This window comes from Paenibacillus sp. J2L1-98 (assembly GCF_056269405.1).
This window is the reverse complement of sequence record NZ_JBWDNW010000006.1, coordinates 39,849-60,498: the sequence shown is the minus strand read 5'-3', so window position 1 is coordinate 60,498 and position 20,650 is coordinate 39,849. Positions and strand designations below refer to the sequence as shown.

The 20,650-nt window shown below is 52.3% G+C and carries 17 protein-coding genes; 6 read left to right on the top strand and 11 right to left on the bottom strand.

Going from position 1 to position 20,650, the window contains the following annotated elements:
• Window positions 1-5: 5 nt before the first annotated feature.
• From AC0YNZ_RS13820 to AC0YNZ_RS13780, 9 genes are all read right to left on the bottom strand, one after another.
• Entirely contained in the window at window positions 6-767 is a 762-nt protein-coding gene (locus AC0YNZ_RS13820; protein ID WP_475827151.1) for an ABC transporter permease, read from the bottom strand.
• Entirely contained in the window at window positions 764-1,507 is a 744-nt protein-coding gene (locus AC0YNZ_RS13815) for an ABC transporter ATP-binding protein (protein ID WP_475827150.1), read from the bottom strand. The genes AC0YNZ_RS13820 and AC0YNZ_RS13815 overlap by 4 nt, the downstream gene beginning before the upstream one ends.
• Before the next feature lie 658 nt (window positions 1,508-2,165).
• Window positions 2,166-3,875, bottom strand: a complete 1,710-nt coding sequence (locus tag AC0YNZ_RS13810) for an ABC transporter ATP-binding protein (protein WP_475827149.1) — start codon at window positions 3,873-3,875, stop codon at window positions 2,166-2,168.
• Window positions 3,862-5,724 carry an ABC transporter ATP-binding protein gene (locus AC0YNZ_RS13805; RefSeq protein ID WP_475827148.1) on the bottom strand — a complete coding sequence of 621 codons (1,863 nt, stop codon included), beginning with the start codon at window positions 5,722-5,724 and terminating at the stop codon, window positions 3,862-3,864. Before AC0YNZ_RS13805 ends, AC0YNZ_RS13810 begins: the two co-directional genes overlap by 14 nt.
• Before the next feature lie 230 nt (window positions 5,725-5,954).
• Entirely contained in the window at window positions 5,955-6,968 is a 1,014-nt protein-coding gene (locus AC0YNZ_RS13800) for a zinc-binding alcohol dehydrogenase family protein (protein ID WP_475827147.1), read from the bottom strand.
• 15 nt (window positions 6,969-6,983) lie between these two features.
• Window positions 6,984-7,928 carry an aldo/keto reductase gene (locus AC0YNZ_RS13795; RefSeq protein WP_475827146.1) on the bottom strand — a complete coding sequence of 315 codons (945 nt, stop codon included), beginning with the start codon at window positions 7,926-7,928 and terminating at the stop codon, window positions 6,984-6,986.
• A gap of 48 nt (window positions 7,929-7,976) precedes the next feature.
• Window positions 7,977-9,476 carry a UxaA family hydrolase gene (locus AC0YNZ_RS13790; RefSeq protein WP_475827145.1) on the bottom strand — a complete coding sequence of 500 codons (1,500 nt, stop codon included), beginning with the start codon at window positions 9,474-9,476 and terminating at the stop codon, window positions 7,977-7,979.
• Entirely contained in the window at window positions 9,469-10,965 is a 1,497-nt protein-coding gene (locus AC0YNZ_RS13785) for a tagaturonate reductase (RefSeq protein WP_475827144.1), read from the bottom strand. The genes AC0YNZ_RS13790 and AC0YNZ_RS13785 overlap by 8 nt, the downstream gene beginning before the upstream one ends.
• Window positions 10,962-11,792, bottom strand: a complete 831-nt coding sequence (locus tag AC0YNZ_RS13780; RefSeq protein ID WP_475827143.1) for an amidohydrolase family protein — start codon at window positions 11,790-11,792, stop codon at window positions 10,962-10,964. Before AC0YNZ_RS13780 ends, AC0YNZ_RS13785 begins: the two co-directional genes overlap by 4 nt.
• A 149-nt stretch (window positions 11,793-11,941) precedes the next feature.
• Between AC0YNZ_RS13780 and AC0YNZ_RS13775 the strand changes: the two genes are divergently transcribed.
• From AC0YNZ_RS13775 to AC0YNZ_RS13765, 3 genes are all read left to right on the top strand, one after another.
• On the top strand, window positions 11,942-12,802 hold the full coding sequence (locus AC0YNZ_RS13775) for an AraC family transcriptional regulator (protein ID WP_475827142.1): 861 nt from the start codon (window positions 11,942-11,944) through the stop codon (window positions 12,800-12,802).
• A 98-nt stretch (window positions 12,803-12,900) separates the two neighbouring features.
• Window positions 12,901-13,062: a hypothetical protein gene (locus tag AC0YNZ_RS13770; RefSeq protein ID WP_475827141.1), complete on the top strand. Its 162-nt coding sequence runs from the start codon at window positions 12,901-12,903 to the stop codon at window positions 13,060-13,062.
• Window positions 13,063-13,120: 58 nt separating this feature from the next.
• Complete coding sequence (locus tag AC0YNZ_RS13765; protein ID WP_475827140.1) at window positions 13,121-13,288, top strand: hypothetical protein; 168 nt, start codon at window positions 13,121-13,123, stop codon at window positions 13,286-13,288.
• Window positions 13,289-14,100: 812 nt separating this feature from the next.
• On the opposite strand, the gene AC0YNZ_RS13760 is transcribed toward AC0YNZ_RS13765, so the two are convergent.
• Window positions 14,101-15,141 (bottom strand): EamA family transporter, encoded by a 1,041-nt coding sequence (locus AC0YNZ_RS13760; protein WP_475827139.1) that lies wholly within the window; start codon window positions 15,139-15,141, stop codon window positions 14,101-14,103.
• 138 nt (window positions 15,142-15,279) lie between these two features.
• On the opposite strand from AC0YNZ_RS13760, the gene AC0YNZ_RS13755 reads away from it, so the two are divergent.
• Window positions 15,280-16,464 (top strand): acyltransferase, encoded by a 1,185-nt coding sequence (locus AC0YNZ_RS13755; RefSeq protein ID WP_475827138.1) that lies wholly within the window; start codon window positions 15,280-15,282, stop codon window positions 16,462-16,464.
• 225 nt (window positions 16,465-16,689) lie between these two features.
• Window positions 16,690-17,565 carry a VOC family protein gene (locus AC0YNZ_RS13750; protein ID WP_475827137.1) on the top strand — a complete coding sequence of 292 codons (876 nt, stop codon included), beginning with the start codon at window positions 16,690-16,692 and terminating at the stop codon, window positions 17,563-17,565.
• Here AC0YNZ_RS13750 and AC0YNZ_RS13745 read toward each other — a convergent pair.
• Window positions 17,562-18,413, bottom strand: a complete 852-nt coding sequence (locus AC0YNZ_RS13745; RefSeq protein WP_475827136.1) for a helix-turn-helix transcriptional regulator — start codon at window positions 18,411-18,413, stop codon at window positions 17,562-17,564. The two genes, AC0YNZ_RS13750 and AC0YNZ_RS13745, sit on opposite strands and share 4 nt — an antisense overlap.
• 158 nt (window positions 18,414-18,571) lie before the next feature.
• On the opposite strand from AC0YNZ_RS13745, the gene AC0YNZ_RS13740 reads away from it, so the two are divergent.
• Entirely contained in the window at window positions 18,572-20,626 is a 2,055-nt protein-coding gene (locus AC0YNZ_RS13740) for a beta-galactosidase (RefSeq protein ID WP_475827135.1), read from the top strand.
• Window positions 20,627-20,650: the final 24 nt, after the last annotated feature.

Here is a 20,650-nt window from a genome sequence, read left to right as displayed (position 1 = left end):
TCCGATCACCCTTTTTGCTCGATATTTTGAATGCGCAAATCTTTCGTAAACCACTGTCTATAGCTTAATAGGCTTAAAATAATGCTCGTAACGGCTGCCGAGCTTGCGAATGCAAACACAATTAAAATTTGATACCGCACCGCTTCAATCGGATTGGCGCCGGCGATAATCATCCCCGTCATCATGCCCGGAAGCTGAACGAGTCCCACCGTCTTCATACCGTCAATCGTCGGAATCATACTCGCTTTAACCGACCGCTTCATGACGTCTTGAATCGCTTGTCTAGCCGTCGCCCCGAGTGAAAGCAGCGTCTCGATCTCGCCCCGCGCGGCTCCAACCTCTCTTCTCATTTGATTCAGAAGCAAGCCCGATACGACCATCGCGTTACCGATCGTCATGCCGCTTATCGGGATAATATACTGGGGCGTAGCTTCAATAATACGAAAACCGAGCAGCAGACCCATCATGAGCAGCTCCGTTGATGTAATGGCCACCGCGATTTTCCAGAAGATGCCGCGGAGCCCTTCGCCTCTCTTTCCCGCATTATAGGATGCGACTGTAATCATCAGCACAAGAATCAGCGAAATAAACAGCGGATTGCTCGTGTTGAAAATAAACTGCAGCACATAGCCGACGAGCAGCAGCTGCAGCGCAGAGCGCACCGTTCCTATCGCAATATCCCGCTCCAGCCCCAGCTTTTGCCAGACGGATACGAGCATCGTAATCATCACGAATAAAAGCGTAAAGCTAAGCGCTAAGATGCTCATGTCTGCTCCTTTTGCACGGGCGCTTGAATGTAGTTTCTTGCAAGCTCGGTTGCCGGCTGTTCAAAAAAAGAAGCGGTTGCGCTGTTTTCCAGCAATGTCCCCTCGCCCATAAACCATACCGTCTTACTCATTTGCCGCGCCTGTTCGATATCATGCGTGACCCAAATCATCGTCGTTCCTTCTTGATGATGCCATTCCTCAAGCACTTGTTCAACCCTTTCCTTGCTGCCCCGGTCGAGCGAGGCCGTAATTTCATCGAGCAGAAGCACCTCGGGGTGCAGCAGCAACGAACGAAGCAGCGATACCCGCTGCTTTTCCCCTCCGGATAACTGATCTGCGTTTTTGTTCACGTCCAGATGATCCAGTCCCAGCCGCGGCAGCAAATGCTGTACGAGCTTAACGTCGTACGGAATCCGGTGCAGCTGGCTGACCGTCTTCAAATTTTGTTCGATGCTGCCATGCAGCATGACCGATTGCTGCGCGACATAGCAAACCTTCATTCGCCATGTCCTCGGGTCCGTCTCGCGCAGTGAAACGTTATGTAATCGGACAACTCCCTCATCTATGTTATCCAAAGCGGCAAGCATACGGAGCAGCGTGCTTTTCCCTTGACCGGAGACGCCGAGCAGGGCAATAATCGCCGGTTCTGCAATATCTGCCGATACATTCGCGAACAGAGGTCCGCTTTCTAAGTCATTGCGATTTTTCCGCAAATGCTGCAGCTGTAATATAGGTTTCAAGAATTAGCCTCCCTTCTGCTTTCTTTACATTATAGCTCTATTGCTTCCGAACGAAACAGGAATTCTCGTTGATTTCCTGATCCGTTACTGGTCGGCATACTTAGCTCATTTGAGGCCAATCGTTAGGTAGTCTACCAGTGCTTCCCCCGCCAATTGACCATCCGGGCACCATTCCGTCGAAAATAGATCTAGAATCTAGACCTATTCTCATCAAACTTGCTCTATTCACGGAAATAAGTCTAGAAACTATACCTACTGCAGACCCTCCCACCACCAATTGACCATCCGGGCACCATTCCATCGAAAATAGAACTAGAATCTAGACCTATTCTCATCAAACTTGCTCTATTCACGGAAATAAGTCTAGAAACGATACCTATTGCAGACCCCCACACCACCAATTCACCATCCGGGAACCATTCCATCGGAATCTGTTCCAAAATCGAAGCCCTCGACGTTTTCTGTTTCGGGGCTTTCTAAAAAAACTTGGAGGGAGGCGGCAAAACAGAAATAGGACGCAGCAGTTACAATCCCCTGCACCGTCCTACTCTTTTATTTCTTTTAAGCAAGCGGTATCAGAAGTGAGCATGCCTACTGTTGAGACAGCGCTCGCCTCACCGACAACGAACCGCTATCCAAAGGTAATACATAATAACCCCTAATGCTGCGCCATTAGCAGCTGCTGATACACCTTGCCGCCGGCAAGCAGCTCTTCATGCGTGCCGGTTTCCGCTAATGCTCCCTGGTCCATAACGAATATCATGTCGGCATTCTCGATCGCGGAAAGGCGATGCGCGATCATAATCGTCGTCTGCCCTTCCCTTCTTGCCTCCAGCGCGGCCAGCAGCTGGCGCTCCGTCTCCAGATCAAGCGCTGACGTCGCTTCATCCAGCACCAAAATTTCCGGGTCGCTGACGATCGCCCGCGCGATTGCAATGCGCTGGCGTTGTCCGCCGGACAGCTTAATCCCTCTCTCACCGATATTCGTATCGTATCCCTCCGGCAGCGCCACGATAAAATCATGGATTTGCGCAATGCGGCAAGCTTCCTCGATGCCGGCTTCCGTTACGCCGTCTCTGCCGAGCATTAAATTTTCGCGTATCGTATCCGAGAACATATAAGGATCTTGAAAAACGATCGATACCCTATTCGCCCACTGCTCGCGGTTATACTCCTGCGCATGAATGCCGTTCAGCTTAATCGTCCCGAGCGTCGTATCATAGAAACGGACCAGCAGTTGGGCGATTGTCGACTTGCCGCCGCCGCTCGTCCCTACGAATGCAATCTTCCGGCCAATCGGCAGGTCTGCCGTAAAGCCGCGAATGACCTCCGGAAGCTCCGGCGAATAGCGGAAGCTCGCACAGTTGAACGTTAAGCGCTCGATTCTTTCTTCCATTGTCTGCGTGCCCGCGTCATGCTGCTCCAGCTCCAAAACCCGCTGTACCCTGTCCACATTCGCCAGCTGCGACGACATGCCCATTATAAATTGAAATAAATTATAAAACGAATCAGACAACTGCGTAGAAAACTGAAATATAATAACGAACGTTCCGATCGACATTTGCTCATGGATAAGCTGCATGCCGCAGTAGCCCAGCACCAGAATGCCTATGCCCCATTTCATCGGATCGCTATAGCGGATTTGCCGGTTAACGAGCCTGCCCTCATTCATCACCTGTTCAAAATATTCCGCGAACATCTTGTTGTACAGCTTCTCTTCCCATTTCAACCGGTGATACGCGACAACCTCGCGCGTAGACGCGACGCCTTCCTCGATTTGGATGAGCAAAGCGGTGCGCTTCTCGGCCACCTGCCTTGCCTGCGCCTTCAGCTTAGGCGTGAAGTAGTATCCGATCAGCACATAAATAATGCAAAGACCCACGATCATGAGCAGCAAAATTGGACTTGCGAAGCCGATGATCGTCATCAGGATGCACAGGTTCAGCGTCTCCTGGATGCCGCGCGGAATTTGCCAGCCCATCACGCTCGCCGAGATGAACAGATCCTGCGTGAACGTATATACGTATTTGCCGGTACGCTCATTTTGAAACCGCTCAACCGGAATGCCTTCGATCCGCTTCAGCATGCGGGTGAGCAAGGAGCGGCTGACTGCAAATTCATTGCGGACAAGGCTGCGGCTCGTCATCGTAAACATGAGTGAATAGACAACGCCCGCAAGCGCGAATACGCCGACTACGACCGGCAGCAGCTCATACTTCCCTTTGCTGAACACGTCATCGATCAATATTTTTTGCACATAAACGAGCGTGTAGTTGGACACCGACTCCAGCGCAAGATAGAGCAGTACAATCAAATAAGTGCCCTTCAGCATGATCGAATTCGACCAAAAGATTTTAAGATACTTCATGCGCCACTCTCCCCTCCGCCGTTTCCGGTTGGCCGATTTCCAGCTCATATAACAGCCCCTTGCGGGCCATAAGCTCCTCATAGCTTCCCGCTTCCGCGACGCAGCCTTCATGAATGACTACGATTTGGTCAAATTGCTTCACCGTTGACAGCCGGTGCGCGATCGCGATCGTCGTCCGGTTCACAAGCACCTCGTCAAGCGCGCGCTGCACCTCGTACTCACTCACATTGTCGAGCGAAGAGGTTGCCTCATCGAGCAAAATAACAGCCGGCTGCTTCACGAACATCCGCGCTATCGATATGCGCTGCTTCTGTCCGCCGGACAGCTTCATCCCCCGCTCGCCGACGAGCGTGTCGTAGCCCTCCGGCAATTGCATGATGAAATCATGCGCGTAAGCCGCTTTCGCAGCTGCGACTACCTCTTCGTCGCTAGCCTCCGGCTTGCCGAAGCGAATGTTTTCTTTGACCGAAGAGCCGAACAAATAGGTCTCTTGGAACACATAGCCGATCGACTCCCGCAGCCGCTCCAGCGTCATCTGCTGAATGGGTACGCCATCGAGCTTAATGCTGCCGGAGGTCGGATCGTAAAAGCGTCCGATCATTTTGAACATCGTTGTTTTGCCGTTGCCGCTGGCTCCCACAAATGCGACCTTCTCGCCGGGCTTAATGGTGAGCGAGAAGCCGTTAATAACGGGTGGCTGCCCGGGATATTGAAAGTGAACGTCCTCGAAGACTAGTCCGCCGCGCACTGCATCAAGAGCTACCGGATCCTCCGGGTCATCGATTTCAACAGGCTTGTGCATGAACCGAAACAGCGGAATCGTCTGATGGATGATGAGCTTTTGCTCGGTTAGCTGGGTGACGAGCAAGGTGAGCCGGAACATCGTCGTCATGTACAATAGGGTGAAAGCGATAAAGCCCCCGAGCGTAATCCAATTATTTTGCAAGGAGTAGTAACCGGTTATAAACAGGGCAATCGCCCCCAAATAAAACGTAAAGCGCCGAAAGCTTCCTCTCCCGAAGCTGTAGGTTGCGCTAAGCAAATAATAATGCGACCAGTTTTTATGCTTTCCGAGCGTTCGCTCATGGTACCAGGGCTGCGAGCCAAAGGCGCGGAATTCACGTAAGCCGGAAATGCTTTCGTAGACCGCTTGGTTATAATCAATGCGCGACTGCCCGGACTGCCGTCCGTAGAGCGCCGCTTTCCGTTCAAAGTACGGCCCGAATAAATAATAAAGCGCGAAAGTCGGCAGCATAATCAGACATAGCCAGCCGCTAATGCTAAGAAGCAGGACGATCGCTACCGAAATGAAAAGCAAGTTATCGATGACGCTCGGCAGGACGTTGCGGTATATTTTCTGAACGGATGCGACCTCGGAGTTGAACATCGACAGCGTTTCCCCCGCCGGATGCCGTTCGTAGTGAGCGAAGCCAAGCTTGCGCAAATGCTTGAAGATTGCGGTTTGCATATCGCGCGAGGCGAGCTCTCCTATCGTCCGCTGCAGCAGGTTGCGATAGTTTTTGGCGATGAGCATCAGCAAATTGATGATTGTAAGCGCTGCTAAAATAACGATAAAAAGGGACGTATCCTTGTTGACCACGATATGATCGATAACATATTGGATCATTTTGGGCGTTAACGTCTCCCCGGCTACCGCTATTGTGCCGCAAGCCGCAAGTGCCGCTATTTGCTTCTTATAGGGCAGCAAAAACTTAAGCGCCCACACATAGGAGCGCTTCGATTCGTCAAGCTCAAGCTTCTGCTTCGCTTTGTCCGCCTGCTTCCGGGATCGATCCTTCGCCTTTGGCGTCTCCCTGCCATCTTCCGCCCGCTCCTCTGTTATGTCCATCTTCATTCCCCCCTTGTTCTTCTTATTTAACGCTCTTTGCACAGCCTAATTTTTGGCAGTTAGGTTTCCAATCATAATTCCGGCCAAATCTTTTGTCAACGTAGTAATTGAATATAAAAGTTCTTGACCATTCCGCTGCTAAGCGGATAGGCGAATCAACGCATAGAAAGCCCGGCTAAAGGTTGAAATGCCTTTTGCCGGACTTTCTATAATAGTTCAGATGACCCCGTCTATAATTCCACCATCGCTTTAATAACCTTCGATTCCGGCTTCAGCCAGCTATCGAAATGGTCGATCATTTCCGCAAACGGCACACGATGCGTAATGAAGCTGGACACATCGATGCCGCCGCTTTGTACAGCTTCCAAAACAGCGGCGAAATCCTCAATCGTCGCGTTTCGACTGCCCATTAACGTCATTTCCCGCTTGTGAAACTCCGGATCGTTGAAGGAAAGATCCGCCTTAACGAGGCCGACGTAGACAAGCCTGCCGCCATGCGCGACGAGGCCGAACGCATCGGTCATCGACCTTGCGTTGCCGGTAGCGTCAAATACGACCGTCGGATATTCCCCGTCCGTTAATTCGGCCAGCCGCTCCTTAGCGCCCTGCAGCGCATTTACTGTCTCGTCGACCTTCGCCCACTGCCTGCAGAACGCTAGCCGCTCCTCCTGAATGTCCATCGCGATAACGCGCGCTCCGCGATGCTTCGCGAAAGCCATGACACCAAGCCCGATCGGCCCCGAGCCAATGACGAGCGCCGTTTCTCCGGCCCCAAGACCGGAGCGGCGAACTGCATGCGCTCCGATTCCGAGCGGCTCCAGCACCGCCGCCTGATCGAGCGTCAGCTCATTTGTCACGAGCAAATGCGTAACAGGCACGGTCAGCTGTTCCCGCATGCCTCCGTCGATATGAACGCCGAGCACCTTCATATCTGTACAGCAATTCGTTTTCCCGTTGCGGCATGCAATGCATATCCCGCAGTGCATATATGGAATGACACTCACCTGATCGCCTGCCTTGATCCGGCCTTGCGGATCATCAATCTGCTCTACAATTCCTGCCAGCTCATGACCAAGCACGCGCGGATAAGAGAAGAAGGGCTGATTCCCCTTATAAGCATGCAGATCGGTGCCGCATATGCCGATTCTCCGAATACGAACGACCGCTGTTCCCGGCTGTAAAACCGGCTCCTCCTGCTCCACAAGCCTAAGCTGATCGATTTGTTCACATACGATTGCTCTCACTATGCAGCTCTCCCTTTATACATTGACGTGCGTATTGTATTCTTCTCTGCCGCTTTCCCAGCTCCGGTTGTGAACCGGAGCAAGTATCGCCAGAACCTCCAGCAGCAGCTCTTCGTCAAGCGGCTCGTCCGTCCATTCGATATTTTTGCGAATGTTATCCGGATTAGCCGTACTCACCAGCGTCGTTGGAATCCGCTCGTTTGCCGTAGCGAACTGCACCGCCAGCTTGGCGATGTCTTCCCCTTTGGCCGCGCAGTGTTCGGCCGCTTTCCTGCAAGCGGCTCGAATGTCTGCGCCAGCGGGATGCCAGTCTGCCAGCGGACGGTTTCCCAGCAACCCCATCGATAGCGGAGATGCGCTGATCAAGCCGACCTCCCTCTGCTCGAGCAAAGGTAAAATGTCCAGCAAGGACGTATCATTCAGCGAGTAGTGGCAATAAGAGAGCACGGCGTCAAGCTCCGTATGAGCAAGCGATTTCTCGAACACGGTGAGCGGAAGGCCCGATACGCCCGAGAAACGGATTTTGCCTTGCTGCTTTAGCTTATCGAGAGCAAGAAATGCGCCCTCTGCAACCTGCTCGAATGCCACAAACTCAATATCATGTAAAAACAAAATGTCGATGTAGTCCGTCTGCAGCCTCAACAGACTCTCTTCCACGCTGCTGATGATGCGCTTCTCGGAGAAATCGAATTGGTCTGCTCCGTAACGCCCGGCCTTCGTGGTCAAAATAAACCGGTCTCTCGCGATCTCCGCGATCGCCTTGCCCAGCACCGTTTCCGCCTTCGTTAAGCCGTAATACGGCGAAACGTCGATCAGATTAATGCCCATATCCACTGCCGTATGCACCGTGCGCACGCTTTCCGCATCATCCGTCTCCCTGAACACAGACCCTAACGACGATGCGCCAAAGCTGAGCGCCGACACATCCAATCCAGTCTTACCAAGCTTGCGATATTGCACCGTTATCCACTCCTTAAAAAATCTTTGCACGCCCCCGCGCGCATAGCCCTATAAAATAACGCCGTCTTTGAAAATCGCGATTTCCTTAAAGCCGTTGCGCTCATTGTTCGTCTGCGTTTCGCCAGAAGCAAGGCTGATCAGCTGCTCCCATAGTTCATCAGTCAGCGCCTCCATACTCTTGTCCTCAAGCAGCTGTCCGGCATTGAAATCGATCCAATTTTTTTTGCGTCCGGCCAGCTCGCTGTTCGTCGCGATCTTCACCGTCGGAACCGGTCCGCCGAAAGGCGTTCCTCTGCCCGTCGTGAACAGCACGATATGGGCGCCTCCCGCGGACAACGCCGTTACCGATACGAGATCATTGCCCGGCGCCTCCAGCAGATTAAGCCCGCTGCTCGTAATGCGCTCCCCGTAAGGCACAACATCCTGCACGATCGCATGGCCGCCCTTCTGCGTGCAGCCGAGCGATTTCTCTTCCAGCGTGCTGATACCGCCTGCTTTATTGCCGGGAGACGGGTTCTCATAAATCTCTTGATTATGCTTTATAAAATATTGCTTGAAATCATTAATCAAATGCACGATTTTACCGAAAACCTTCTCGTCGGCGGCACGGTTCATCAGAATCGTCTCCGCGCCGAACATCTCCGGCACCTCGGTCAAAATCGCCGTTCCGCCCGCCTCGATCAAGCGGTCGGATACGGCGCCTACGAGCGGATTCGCCGTTATGCCCGACAAGCCGTCCGAGCCGCCGCATTTCAGACCCAGCTTCAGCTTCGACACCGGCACCGGCTCGCGCTTGAAACGCCCGGCATAGCCGACAAGCTCTTCAACGAGTTCCAGCGCCTCCTCGATCTCGTCCTCCGCCTCCTGCGACTTCAGAAACCTCACCCGCTCCGGGCTACGCTCTCCGATCGCCCGCCTGAACGCATCGATCTGATTATTCTCGCAGCCAAGGCCGATGACAAGCACGCCTGCCGCATTCGGATGGTTCACGAGCGAGGCAAGCAGCTTCTGCGTATGCACAAGGTCATCGCCAAGCTGCGAGCAGCCGAACGGATGCGCAAAGTGAAACACGCCATCCACGCGGCCTTCATAGAGCGCATGCGCCTTTCTAGCTACAATCTCACAGGTTTTGTTAATGCAGCCGACCGTGTTAATAATCCAAATTTCGTTGCGGATGCCGACCTCGCCATTTTCGCGAATATAGCCTTGGAAAGTACGGCCCGCATCCGGCGACTGCGCCTTGACATGCTCCTGCGCGGCAGGCTCATAACCATAATCCAGAAAGCCCTTCAAGCCGGTTCCCATGTTATGCGTATGCACCCAGCTGCCGGGCTCGATGTCTTCCTTCGCCACACCGATGGAATAACCAAACTTCAGCACATGCTGGCCCTTACGGACAGCGCGCGTAAGCACCTTATGCCCCTTCGGCACCTCATCCAGCAGTGAAAGCGCATGTCCCCCCTCAAGCGGCAGCTTATCTCCTTTGGCAAAAGACTGCAGCGCGATTACAACATGATCGTTCTCATGCAACCTGACCCAGCTATTCATTGGCATACCGCTCCATTTCCGCTATTTTCGCGCTTACCTCAGCTGCTAAATCCGGCCATTCAGCCGCCAAATCGCGGCCCCAGACGCTCTCCAGACTTAGCAGCTTTACAGTCGTCTGCTCCAGAGACCACTGTTTCTCTTCCGCCACCGACCATACCGCCGCAATCGTCTCCAGCATGGCTGCATCGTCCCGTACCGTATAGAGAGCGCCGCTCAGCGTCTTCCCTTCAAAGCCCGCTTCCGTCCGCTTCACCTTGTAATACCGCAGCAAGCCCGCAAATCCTTGCGCAAGCCCGCTTGGCACCGCTCTGCCGCCAGCCGCATAATGAAGTAAGGAAGGCAGCAGCCGCGTCTTAAATTTGCTGAGGCTGTTCATCGCAATGTCGGCGAGCCTGTGACGGATGAACGGATTCAAAAACCGCTCGTATACTTCCCCCACGTAAGCCTGAAGCTCGTCCTCTGCAATCGAAAGCGTTGGGATAATTTCCGTCTCCACCGCAGCCCGCAAAAGCGGTCCAAGCGCCGGATGCTTCATCGCCTCCCGCACCTGCTCGACGTCGTGCAGCAAGCCAAGCGGTGTCATGAGCGTATGCGCCCCGTTCAAAATGCGCACCTTTCTGAGCTGGTAAGGCTTCAAATCCGCCACCCAGTGCACATTCAGCCCCGCCCTGCGCAGCGGCAGCAGCTTCTCGAGCTCCGGCTCCGCCTCAATTGCCCATAGATGATAAGGTTCCGCTGTGCTCAGCATCGGATCGGAATAGCCCCATTCGCTAAACCATGCCTCAGCCTGCGCCTCGTCCGGATAGCCCGTTACAATACGATCCACAAGCGAGTTTAGAAAGCGGTTATGCCGGGCGACCCAATGCTTGAATGCCTCCGGATAACCCCAATCATCGCTATAGCGCAGGACACAGCTCCGAAGCTCGTCGCCGTTACGCTCCAGCAGCTCGCAAGGCAAGCACACTAAGCCCCGCTCCGGATCGCCGTTGAAATGATTAAACCTGCGGTAAAGCAGCGCTGTCAGCTTGCCGGGAAACGACTGAATCGGCTGCCCTTCCACAAGCTCCTCCGGCCGGTAAACGAGTCCCGCTTCCGTCGTATTGGATACGACGACCTGAAGATCCTCATGTTCAGCTAAAGCAAGAAAATTTCCCCAGTCGGAGTAAGGGTCAAACACGCTGCCGAACACTGAAATCACTTCCGTCCGCTCGACGCGTTCCCCGTTTTCCAAGCCGCGTACGACCAACGTGTATAGTCCGTCCTGACTTGCCAGCGCATCGATTTTCGGCTTGCCGCCGGGGCGCGGCTGTGTTACCGCGACGCTGCCCTCGTATAACCCTTGCTTCCGGCATTCATGAAGCATCCAGTCAAAAAAGCCGCGCAGGAAATTGCCTTCGCCGATCTGCAGCACCGTAATTTTGGCCTGCTTCATCTCCTCGTATAGGCTTGTCTGCTCTTCATTCAATTGGCGGTGATTTAATGTTGTCATATGCGGTAAAACTCCTTTGCGTTCAGTCCGAACAGCCGCTCCCGCTCCGAATCCGTCCAAGTTTCCGGTAGAGCCTGCTCAAGCACATCCACAACGTCGTCATAGCTTGCCGCAAGCAAGCTGACCGGCCAATCGCTGCCGAACATAACCCGCCCGCTTCCGAAAACGTCCAGCACATGCTCGATATATACCTTGAAATCCGCTGGTTTCCAGCTATTGTGATCTGCCTCTGTCACCATGCCCGAAAGCTTGCAATATAGATTAGGATGGGCGGCGATTTGGCTCATTTGACTTTTCCAAGGCTCAAGCGCCCCGTCCTTAATGCGCGGCTTGGCGATATGGTCAATGACCGCATGCAGGCCCGGCACTTCATCCAGCAGCCTGATCAAAGGCTCCAGCTGATGCGACACAACCAGCAAATCGACGGGAACGCCCTTCTCCGCAAAAAAAGTGAGCGCTTCCACAAAGCCGGGGGCAAGTATCGCGTTCGCGTCAGGCATTTCCTGTATCATAATGCGGAACCCTGCAAACTTCGGATGCTGCGCAAAACGTTCATAATGCATGCGATAGTCAGGGTCTGCAAGATCAAGCCAAGCGACAACGCCTGCAATTGAATCAGCGGTTTCGCTTAATGCCAGCAAATAATCGGTTTCAGCAAGCGTCGCCGCCGCCTGTACAACGATCGATCCATCCAGCTTATGTTTATTTAAATGAGGCTCCAAATGCTCCGGCAAAAAATCGCGGTACAGCACTGGAATATCCGGCGTTATCCAGCCGTAGTCCCCACGCTCTATGCTCCAATAATGCTGATGCGCATCCAATCTCATCTCTTCCGCCTCTTTTCTAGCAGATTGCAGTTCCCCTTTATTATAAAAAACAATATCGATGTCTGAAATAATCAATTATCGCATATTTGTACTCTTTTTTGATATTTGTTACAATCAGGACGACAATCCATCCGACTGAGGTGAAGCCTGTGAATCCGTATCGCAAAAGGTTTGATGCCCTGACCCCGTTTCCATTCGAATGCGTCTACCGGGATACGAAAACCGCGCAGAACGAGCTGCCCGACCATTTTCACGATTGGTATGAAATGGTCTACATCTATAGCGGCAAAGGCACTTTTTTTATCGATCAGACATTTTATGATGCCGTCCCCGGCGACGTATTCATGATTCCCGGCAACACCATTCACCGCTCCTTCCCTGACCCGGATGATCCGAAGACATCGACTGCGCTTTTCTTTAACGCTTCGCTCGTTCATAACCCGCCGCTTGGCGATTCATTCTCTTATTTACGCTGCTTTGAGCAGGCCAAACGCCGCAAAGCGTACAAGCTGCCGGCGGCGGCGGCGGCCGATAAACAGCAAATCATCGCTTTGATTGACCGCATTCATGCGGAGGAAACGGACAAGCTGCCGGGCTACCGCCAGGCCGTCCTTCTTCATCTGCAGCACATTTTGCTGCTCCTTGGCCGCACCCTTAACCCGCCGGAAGAAGGCCAAGCGGTATCGTCATCGGCTCCGAGCTGGATGGTTGCTATTCTGACCTATATTGACGAGAATCCGGCCGGCCCCCTCGGCCTGTCGCAGCTTGCTAAGCGCGCATCTGTTACCCCTGCCCACTTCTCCCGCGTCTTCAAGAAGCTAACCGGCATGAACGTCACGGAATACGTGACGACCAAACGGATTATTCGCGCCAAGGAGCTGCTTGTAGAGAGTGATGCCAATATCGCCGACATTGCCGAGCGATGCGGCTTCGAAAGTCTTCCGCATTTCCACCGTATGTTCAAGAAACTAACCGGCATGACTCCCTCGCATTACAAAAAGAGCGAATAACTGATAGGTTTGACGGTTATTATTAGCGGATACAGCCTGTCTGTTTCTCTCATATATTATCTAGCAAAGACAATTTTGCTGGTAGGGGAGGTACACCCATGGTTCGTTCAAGCGTCAAAACCTTTAAGTATCGCGTAGGAAAAAACAAATATCTCATCATTAATATCTTTCAATCTTCCGAAGCAAGCGCCGTGCATGGCAACGTGCTGGCAAGCAACGCAGCTACCGTGCAAATATTCAAAAAAACCAAGCGGGGCTAGCTAGCTTTCCCTCTACCTGTAACCTTGTTGTGCAGTACGCATGAAAGGGGGTGAGGAAATGTCACGTAAACATTCCAAACAAGGCAACTCGGTCAAAAAGGACAACGGCAAAACATTCGTCAACGTAAAACAAGGCGCTAACGCAACGATCAACCAAGGCGGCAATGCATTCGCCATTAACGCAACTGAAGTAGGCGTCGTCCGTATTCGCCCTGGTCAACAGTAAGAACTGACATGATAGAAAGCGGTGCCGACGCAGCAAAAAAAGGCCAACCTGTAATCTCTGGTGACCTCATAATACAAGTGTGGCTGTCTCAAGAGGTCTAAAAACCTGAGAGACAGCCCTTATTTGTTTTTTGGATCTATGCTAGCGGGTGTATGCGGCCGATTCGATTAGGTAAAAAGTAATTTAATTTCATTTCACAAAACTAAATCGCGGCCGGTGTGGGATTACGGCGGATTAGCACTATTTTGCGAACGTAATCGGGCCATTTTTAGAAGCTGCTCTCCCAATACGCTGTTTAATTAGGCAATATCAAACTAAATGGCCTCTAACAGATAACGACCTACAATTAGTTTGATAAAATCGAATTAACTGCCTGACGATGAACGATGCCAATTCGAATATTTAAGAGAGATTAAATTAGGTTTGTTAGTTCAATCTCATAAAACTAAATTTTGCTACTGGGGTATTAGTTTCATTTCACAAAACTAAATTTTGCTACTGGGGTATTAGTTTCATTTCACAAAACTAAATCGCGCTAGGTGTTGGATTACGGCGGAATAGTTCTATTTTGCGAACGTAATCGGGCCATTTTTAGAAGCTGCTCTCCCAATACGCTGTTTAATTAGGCAAAATCAAACTAAATCGCCATTTTCGAATATCGGTTTTCAAATAGTTTCATAAACTCGAATTAAACTGCCGGACGGTGAACGATGTACTTAGGTCTGGTAATGAAAAAGAGCTCTGAAGCCATATCGCATCTGAGATCGCTCCATTACGACTCATAATCGTCCATTACGCCTCGGCATCGTCCGCTACGCCCCAAACAGCCGCATGAGCAGTATGCCGGCGAACGCGAGTGAGATGCCGGTAATCTCCGCCTTCGTGAACTTTTCCTTTACGACAAAGCGCGTGTAGAGGAGCACGATCAGTACGTTGAGCGCGGTGACTGCGGATACGAGGCCGGCTTTGCCCAGGTCGAAGGCCGTTATAATCAGCATCATGCCTGCCGCGTTTGTCGTGCCGACGGCCAGACCGACGAGATACGTTCGTTTATCGCTCCACACCGATGTATTTGGCGCCGCGTATCGGTTAGCAGCATGCTGCGACACACGCACCTCGCGGCCAGCAGCGCTTTCGCTTAGAAGCGCGCGCGCCTGCTTGCCCCGCTCGCTTTGCCAATCACGCAGCCACCATATTCCGAAGCAGGCCGCTCCCGTCACAAACATAAAAAACATCGTAGGGAAAAGATCCGCCTCCATCATGGTCGACCACTTGCCCGACAAATCATTTGCCGCAAACAGCAGCATCGCCAGCAGCCCCCACTGCGCTCCCTGCAAATTCCGAAGCGAGATGTCATTAGACATACGAACCAGCAGCACGCCGCCTATAATAACGACGAATGCGATGAGCTGCATCGCATGAAGCTTCTCGCGCCATAGACCAAATGCAACAATAACCACAACAACCGACGGCAGCGCCGTCAAGATCGCCACCAGCGACGCCTTGCCGACCGCAAAGCCTTTGAACATGCTCGCATTCGCTCCGAATGAGAACAATCCCATTTGTATCCCGATCAGCGCCGGAATCGTCCAGCTCGACGAGAAGGCAATCGCACAAATGCCGTTCACGATCGCCCCCATACTAAACGTGCCGCAGAGCAATAAATTACGGTTGAGCGGCTTCTGGCTCGTCCAATGATACAGAATGCCCCGCAAGCCAAAGCAAATGGCGGCGAACACGGAATAAGTCAGCCACATGAGAGCATAAAGTCCCCTTTCCTTGATCCATCCTGTCCGGACGATAAACATAATAGAACCTATCATAACAAGCCGAACCCGTTTTGTCTGTAACAAATGGGGTGTGCCTGCGCCGCAATAAGCCAGCAAAAATAAAAGTATTGGCTGAAATTGGAACAAACCTTATAATTACGATAGCGGCGGCTCCGCTGCCGGACATACCGCGAGCATCCTATACAAAACAAGGGGATTTTAATGGCACACGCTGCAAAAAGACCGCATTTGCCCGAGCTGGACATCGTCAGAGCATTCGGCATTATGGCGGTCATCATGATTCACGCTACATCGTCGGTCGTAGCAAACTACGATCACCAGGCTACGCTGTATCCGCTGTACCTCCTTTTAAACACAGTTACAAAATTCGCGGTTCCCGTTTTCATTTTTTTAAGCGGATTCGTGCTTTTTTATAACTACTACGACAAGCCTTTCACAACAAAAACGATCGGACAATTTTACAAAAAAAGAATGTCCAAAATTATTATCCCGTTTCTTCTATTTTCGTTCCTTTATTTTGGCCTTACGAGGCTGATACAGTTCGGCTTTACCGACGTGCAGACGTTTATCGGCTACTTTACGACGGCTAAATTTCTCAAAATGCTTGTCATCGGCAAAACCTATACGCATCTCTATTTTGTCGTCATTATCATTCAATTTTATGTGCTCGCGCCGTTCATGCTGTATGCCGTCAAACGGTTTCCGGCGCTCAGCAGGCATATTGTCTGGATAGGACTGCTGGTGCAGTGGCTGTTTGTTTATAAGCTGGCCGACTTGTTTCATCTCATCAATCGCGGCAGCTATTCGTTTACCTATATGTTTTATTTTGCGGCGGGGGCGTTTATCGGCATTTATTACTTGAAGCTGGCCGGTTGGATCAATCTGACTAAAAAAAACGCATCGCCTCAAAAAATCGCAGCCTCGATTGCGCTTTGGGCGTTATTCCTATCATCGAGTGCCGTTGTGGTTTATTTTTATTACGAGAATCGCCTGTATAATATATCCGTTATTAATACGAAGCTGCTCGAGCTTGTGGACGAGGTTCGCTGCGTAACCGCGGGAATCGTACTGATCCAGCTTTCCTGCTGGGTATATGCGGCGTGGAACAAAACGGCGGTCAGAGCGCTCTTACATATCGGAGCTACCTCCTTCGGCATCTACTTGATTCACCCGATCATCTTGTTTCTATACCGAAAAATAGATGTGAGTTCTTATCCGCTCCTGTACCACGTCTGGGCGGCATGCGGCTTCTTTGCAGCGCTGCTTATCCCGTGGCTGCTCGTATCGCTGTGCGCGCCTTTTAAATGGCACTGGCTGCTGTTCGGCCCGCTCCCGGCAAAGAAAAAACAGCCCGCTTCTCCAAATCAGCCGGGTATCGAAGCCTAATCGAACAAAGCCGCCCGATCGCTTAAGCAAGCACGGACGGCTTTTTTTTGCAGAATGCCTCAGTGTCTATTGCTTACTTTTAATAATTAACTTTATTTTTATGTTTGCATACATTAAAATAAGCGTAACATGCGTGGCGTCTTCCAGTATTGAACATGCTACAAAGACGGCACGGAATACGTTTTTTTCTGTATGGCTTCACAATTCAATTTAGGAGGTCTTACTATGCCGACATTTTTGGATAAACATATTTCGCTGGGCGAAGTAAAGCTGAAGGTTAGCCAGCTGGGGCGGTCGATTCGATTTTATGAGGAGGTAGTCGGGTTAAAGGTTCTGCAGCATGATGCGGATAATGGCGTCGTTTCTTTCACTGCCGATGGGCAGCATACACTGCTTGTGCTGGAGGAAGTGCCGGATGCGGTCGTGCCCCAAAGAAGATCCTATGCCGGATTGTACCATTTTGCGATATTGCTGCCGGATCGCCGTTCGCTGTCGCTTGCACTTCGCAATCTGATACAATCGGGCATCCATATCGGGCAGGCGGATCACCTCGTGAGCGAGGCGCTTTACATTGCCGATCCGGACAATAACGGCATCGAAATTTACGCGGACCGTCCGCGCGAAGAGTGGAAGCGCGATGCAGGCGGCAACTATGTGATGGCATCCGATCCAATCGCTTGGGAAAGCCTGCTTGCCGAGAGCGAGGGTGTGGAATGGAGCGGCCTGCCGCAGGGCACGGTCATCGGTCATGTGCATCTGCATGTTGGCGATCTGCGAATATCTAGAGCCTTCTACGAAGGCAAGCTCGGCTTCGATGTTGTAGGGGATTATGCGCAGCAAATGTCTGCTTTGTTCATCTCGGCAGGCGGATACCACCACCATCTCGGTTTGAACATATGGGCTGGCGTTGGCGCTGCGCTTCCGCCGGCAAATACGGTAGGATTGTCGTATTTCACAATCGTTTTTCCAACATCCGCTTCACGCGATGCTTTGCTTGACCATCTGCGGAGCGAAGCTGTTAACGTCCAGGCGCTTGGAAGCGCGTTTGTCGTACACGACCCTGCCGGCATCGCCATTCACCTGACCGTAAAAGCCGATTAATGAAGCGGCACCCCTTGTCCGTAGATGGTCCGGTACATTTTCGGTGATACACCCTCTGCTAAGCGGAATACACGTATAAAATAACTCGCCTGTGCGAACCCGCACCGCACCGCAACCTCTGTCACGGACAAAGCTGTTGTCGCAAGCAGCAGCTTCGCCGCATCGATGCGGCATTCCGTGACATAGTGATTCGGCGTCTTCCCCATCACCTGCTGAAACAATCTCAGAAAATGATAAGGGCTGTAGCCCGCCAGCGCCGCCATCCGCTCCAAGCTCCACGGCTCCTCGCATCTGTGCCGGATTTGATCGGCAGCCGACCGTATCGCATTCTGCTTCTCCAGTGCGGAAGAACCCTCCAGCCGCTCCGAATGCTGCACCAGCTCCACTAATATTTCATATAACAGCGCAGATATGCGCGGCTCATTGCTGGTCTCGAAAGGGCTGCAAAGCGCGTACATATCCTCCGTCAGCTCCCTGAACCGCTCGCGGTTGGAAAACGTAAACAGCCAGCCTCCGGAATCATCGGCCTCTCTCAGCATAGGCAGCGGAATTTGCGTCTCGAAATGAATCCACCGCACGTCCCACGGATCCTCCGCGCTCGAACCGTACTGCTGAAAGGCATGCTTCGGAAACAGAAAGCCGTCGCCAGCCCGCAGCTCCAGCCGCTCCCCTCCGCTTCCTATGACATAGCCGCTTCCCTCGAAAATAAGATGCAAATTATAATGCTTAAGCTGTCCCTGTTCTCTTCGTTCGGCATGCTGCGGAAAGGCATTGTACCGGCCGAATAAATCAGGGTAGCAGACGTACTGGGAAAAAGACGGATTCGGTACGATATAGTGCCTGATCATCGCTTCCAGCCTCCTTCATCAAGTTCGCAATATTGTATCATAAATCGCAGGATATTGTCATTTACGGTATATATAATTGATTTTACAATGAGTAAGGAAAGCAATGATTCGCAATATATTCGCATTATTAAGATTTCACTCACTAGGAGGAAACTGAAATGAAACAGACCGACGCGTTAAAAGAATTTCGCCTGGGCGTCTGCTATTACCCCGAGCATTGGCCGGAATCCTTGTGGGAGGATGATTTCCGCCGTATGCGCGAGCTTGGGTTGTCAGTCGTTCGCGTAGCCGAGTTTGCCTGGTCGATTTTCGAGCCGGAGGAGGGCGTCTTTTCGTTTGACCTGTTCGACCGTGCGCTTGACCTTGCCCATGAGCAGGGACTGAAGGTCATCGTCGGCACGCCGACTGCGACACCGCCGGCTTGGCTTACCCATAAGTATCCCGAAGTGCTGAATGTATCGCAGGACGGCGTGACGCTGCATCACGGCTTACGCCGCCATTATAACTACAGCTCCCAAAAATACCGCGAGCTGTCCGCTATTATTACGCGCCAAATGGCTGAGCATTATAAAAACCATCCGGCCGTTATCGGCTGGCAGATCGACAATGAATTCAACTGTGAAATCAGCGAGTTTTACGCGCCTGCCGATCATGATGCGTTCCGCATATGGCTTCAGGAGAAATACGGCACGCTGGACAAGCTGAACGAAGCCTGGGGTACCGTTTTCTGGAGCCAAACGTATTCGGACTGGGAGCAGGTGTTTCTGCCGCGTCCGACGCCGGCGCATAAACAGCCGAATCCGCATCAAGCGCTGGACGAGAAGCGGTTTATATCGGAAAACACCATCTCGTACGCTAAGGTGCAGGCAGATATTTTGCGCGAGGTCGCGCCTGATCTCTGGGTAACGACGAACGGTCTGTTCGGCCACTTGGACAGCCACCGGATGAATGATGAGCTGCTCGACTTTTTTAGCTATGATTCCTATCCGCAGTTCTCGACGATTTTTAACGATAAAAACGAAGAAAACCCGCTGGCTGACAGAGGCTGGAGCCAAACCCTCGGGACGGTTCGCTCCATCTCGCCTAACTTCACCATTATGGAGCAGCAGTCAGGTCCGGGCGGCTGGGTTAACAAGATGGACATGCCTTCCCCTAAGCCCGGGCAAATGCGCCTCTGGACGTACCAATCGATTGCCCACGGCGCGAATATGGTTCTATACTTCCGCTGGCGGACAGCGACGGTTGGCAATGAAATTTATTGGCATGGCATTAATGATTACCATAATAGGCCGAACCGGCGCGTGCGCGAGGCTGGACAAATCGGAGCGGAGCTTGCGCAAGCGGGCAATCGCATAGCGAGTACCCGGTTTAAAGCCGAGATCGCGCTGCTTCGCGACTACGACAACGATTGGGACGGCGAATACGATATGTGGCACGGCCCGTTCTCATGGCAAAGCGGCAAGGCATGGTTTAAAGCGCTGAACCGCCGGCACATTCCAAGCGATACGCTGTATGTGCGCAGCAGTACAACGATCGAAGATTTGAAGCGCTATAAGGTGCTCGTCTACCCGCACCCTGCTATTATGCGCGATGAGACGGCTGCACTTCTGGAGCAGTATACGCGCGAGGGCGGCATTGTCGTTTTCGGCTGCAGGACTGGTTATAAGGATGAGCGCGGCCACTGCTACATGCGCCCGTTCCCGGGGGCGGCAGCTGGACTATGCGGCATTTCCGTCGAAGAGTTTACGATGGTCAAAGGCACGCGGGCAGCGACATCCATGAAGTGGAGCGGCGGAGAGGAAACCTTGACAGGGGCGGATTCATTTAATGATATATTGTTCGTGGAGAGCGATTCGGCTGAGGTGGTCGCCCATTACGCCTCCGATTATTATGCAGGCAAGCCTGCGGTAACGAAGAACAAGTTCGGCGAAGGCGAGGCATGGTACTTCGGCGCCGTATTCAACGAAGCATCGGCCGGGCAAATCATTGAACGGCTTGGCCTCGTATCGCCGGCTGCCGGCTGGCTGACGCTTCCTAAGGAGGTTGAACTGGCCATACGCGAGGACGAAGCCGGACCGCTGCACTTCCTGCTCAACTACAGCGAGCAGCCTGCAGAATTGACGCTCCGTGAAGCAAAAACCGACCTCCTTACCGGCAAAAATTTAAGCGGCACCGTAACGCTCGAAGGCTACGGCGTTGTTGTGCTCAGCTAGCGCTGCCAAGATCATACCGCATAG

Bases quoted from the DNA above. Each gene is read 5' to 3' on its own strand.
- AC0YNZ_RS13820 (WP_475827151.1), bottom strand. From the start codon at position 767: ATGAGCATCTTAGCGCTTAGCTTTACGCTTTTATTCGTGATGATTACG.
- AC0YNZ_RS13810 (WP_475827149.1), bottom strand. From the start codon at position 3,875: ATGAAGTATCTTAAAATCTTTTGGTCGAATTCGATCATGCTGAAGGGC.
- AC0YNZ_RS13805 (WP_475827148.1), bottom strand. From the start codon at position 5,724: ATGGACATAACAGAGGAGCGGGCGGAAGATGGCAGGGAGACGCCAAAG.
- AC0YNZ_RS13790 (WP_475827145.1), bottom strand. From the start codon at position 9,476: ATGAATAGCTGGGTCAGGTTGCATGAGAACGATCATGTTGTAATCGCG.
- AC0YNZ_RS13785 (WP_475827144.1), bottom strand. From the start codon at position 10,965: ATGACAACATTAAATCACCGCCAATTGAATGAAGAGCAGACAAGCCTA.
- AC0YNZ_RS13780 (WP_475827143.1), bottom strand. From the start codon at position 11,792: ATGAGATTGGATGCGCATCAGCATTATTGGAGCATAGAGCGTGGGGAC.
- AC0YNZ_RS13770 (WP_475827141.1), top strand. From the start codon at position 12,901: ATGGTTCGTTCAAGCGTCAAAACCTTTAAGTATCGCGTAGGAAAAAAC.
- AC0YNZ_RS13765 (WP_475827140.1), top strand. From the start codon at position 13,121: ATGTCACGTAAACATTCCAAACAAGGCAACTCGGTCAAAAAGGACAAC.
- AC0YNZ_RS13755 (WP_475827138.1), top strand. From the start codon at position 15,280: ATGGCACACGCTGCAAAAAGACCGCATTTGCCCGAGCTGGACATCGTC.
- AC0YNZ_RS13750 (WP_475827137.1), top strand. From the start codon at position 16,690: ATGCCGACATTTTTGGATAAACATATTTCGCTGGGCGAAGTAAAGCTG.
- AC0YNZ_RS13745 (WP_475827136.1), bottom strand. From the start codon at position 18,413: ATGATCAGGCACTATATCGTACCGAATCCGTCTTTTTCCCAGTACGTC.
- AC0YNZ_RS13740 (WP_475827135.1), top strand. From the start codon at position 18,572: ATGAAACAGACCGACGCGTTAAAAGAATTTCGCCTGGGCGTCTGCTAT.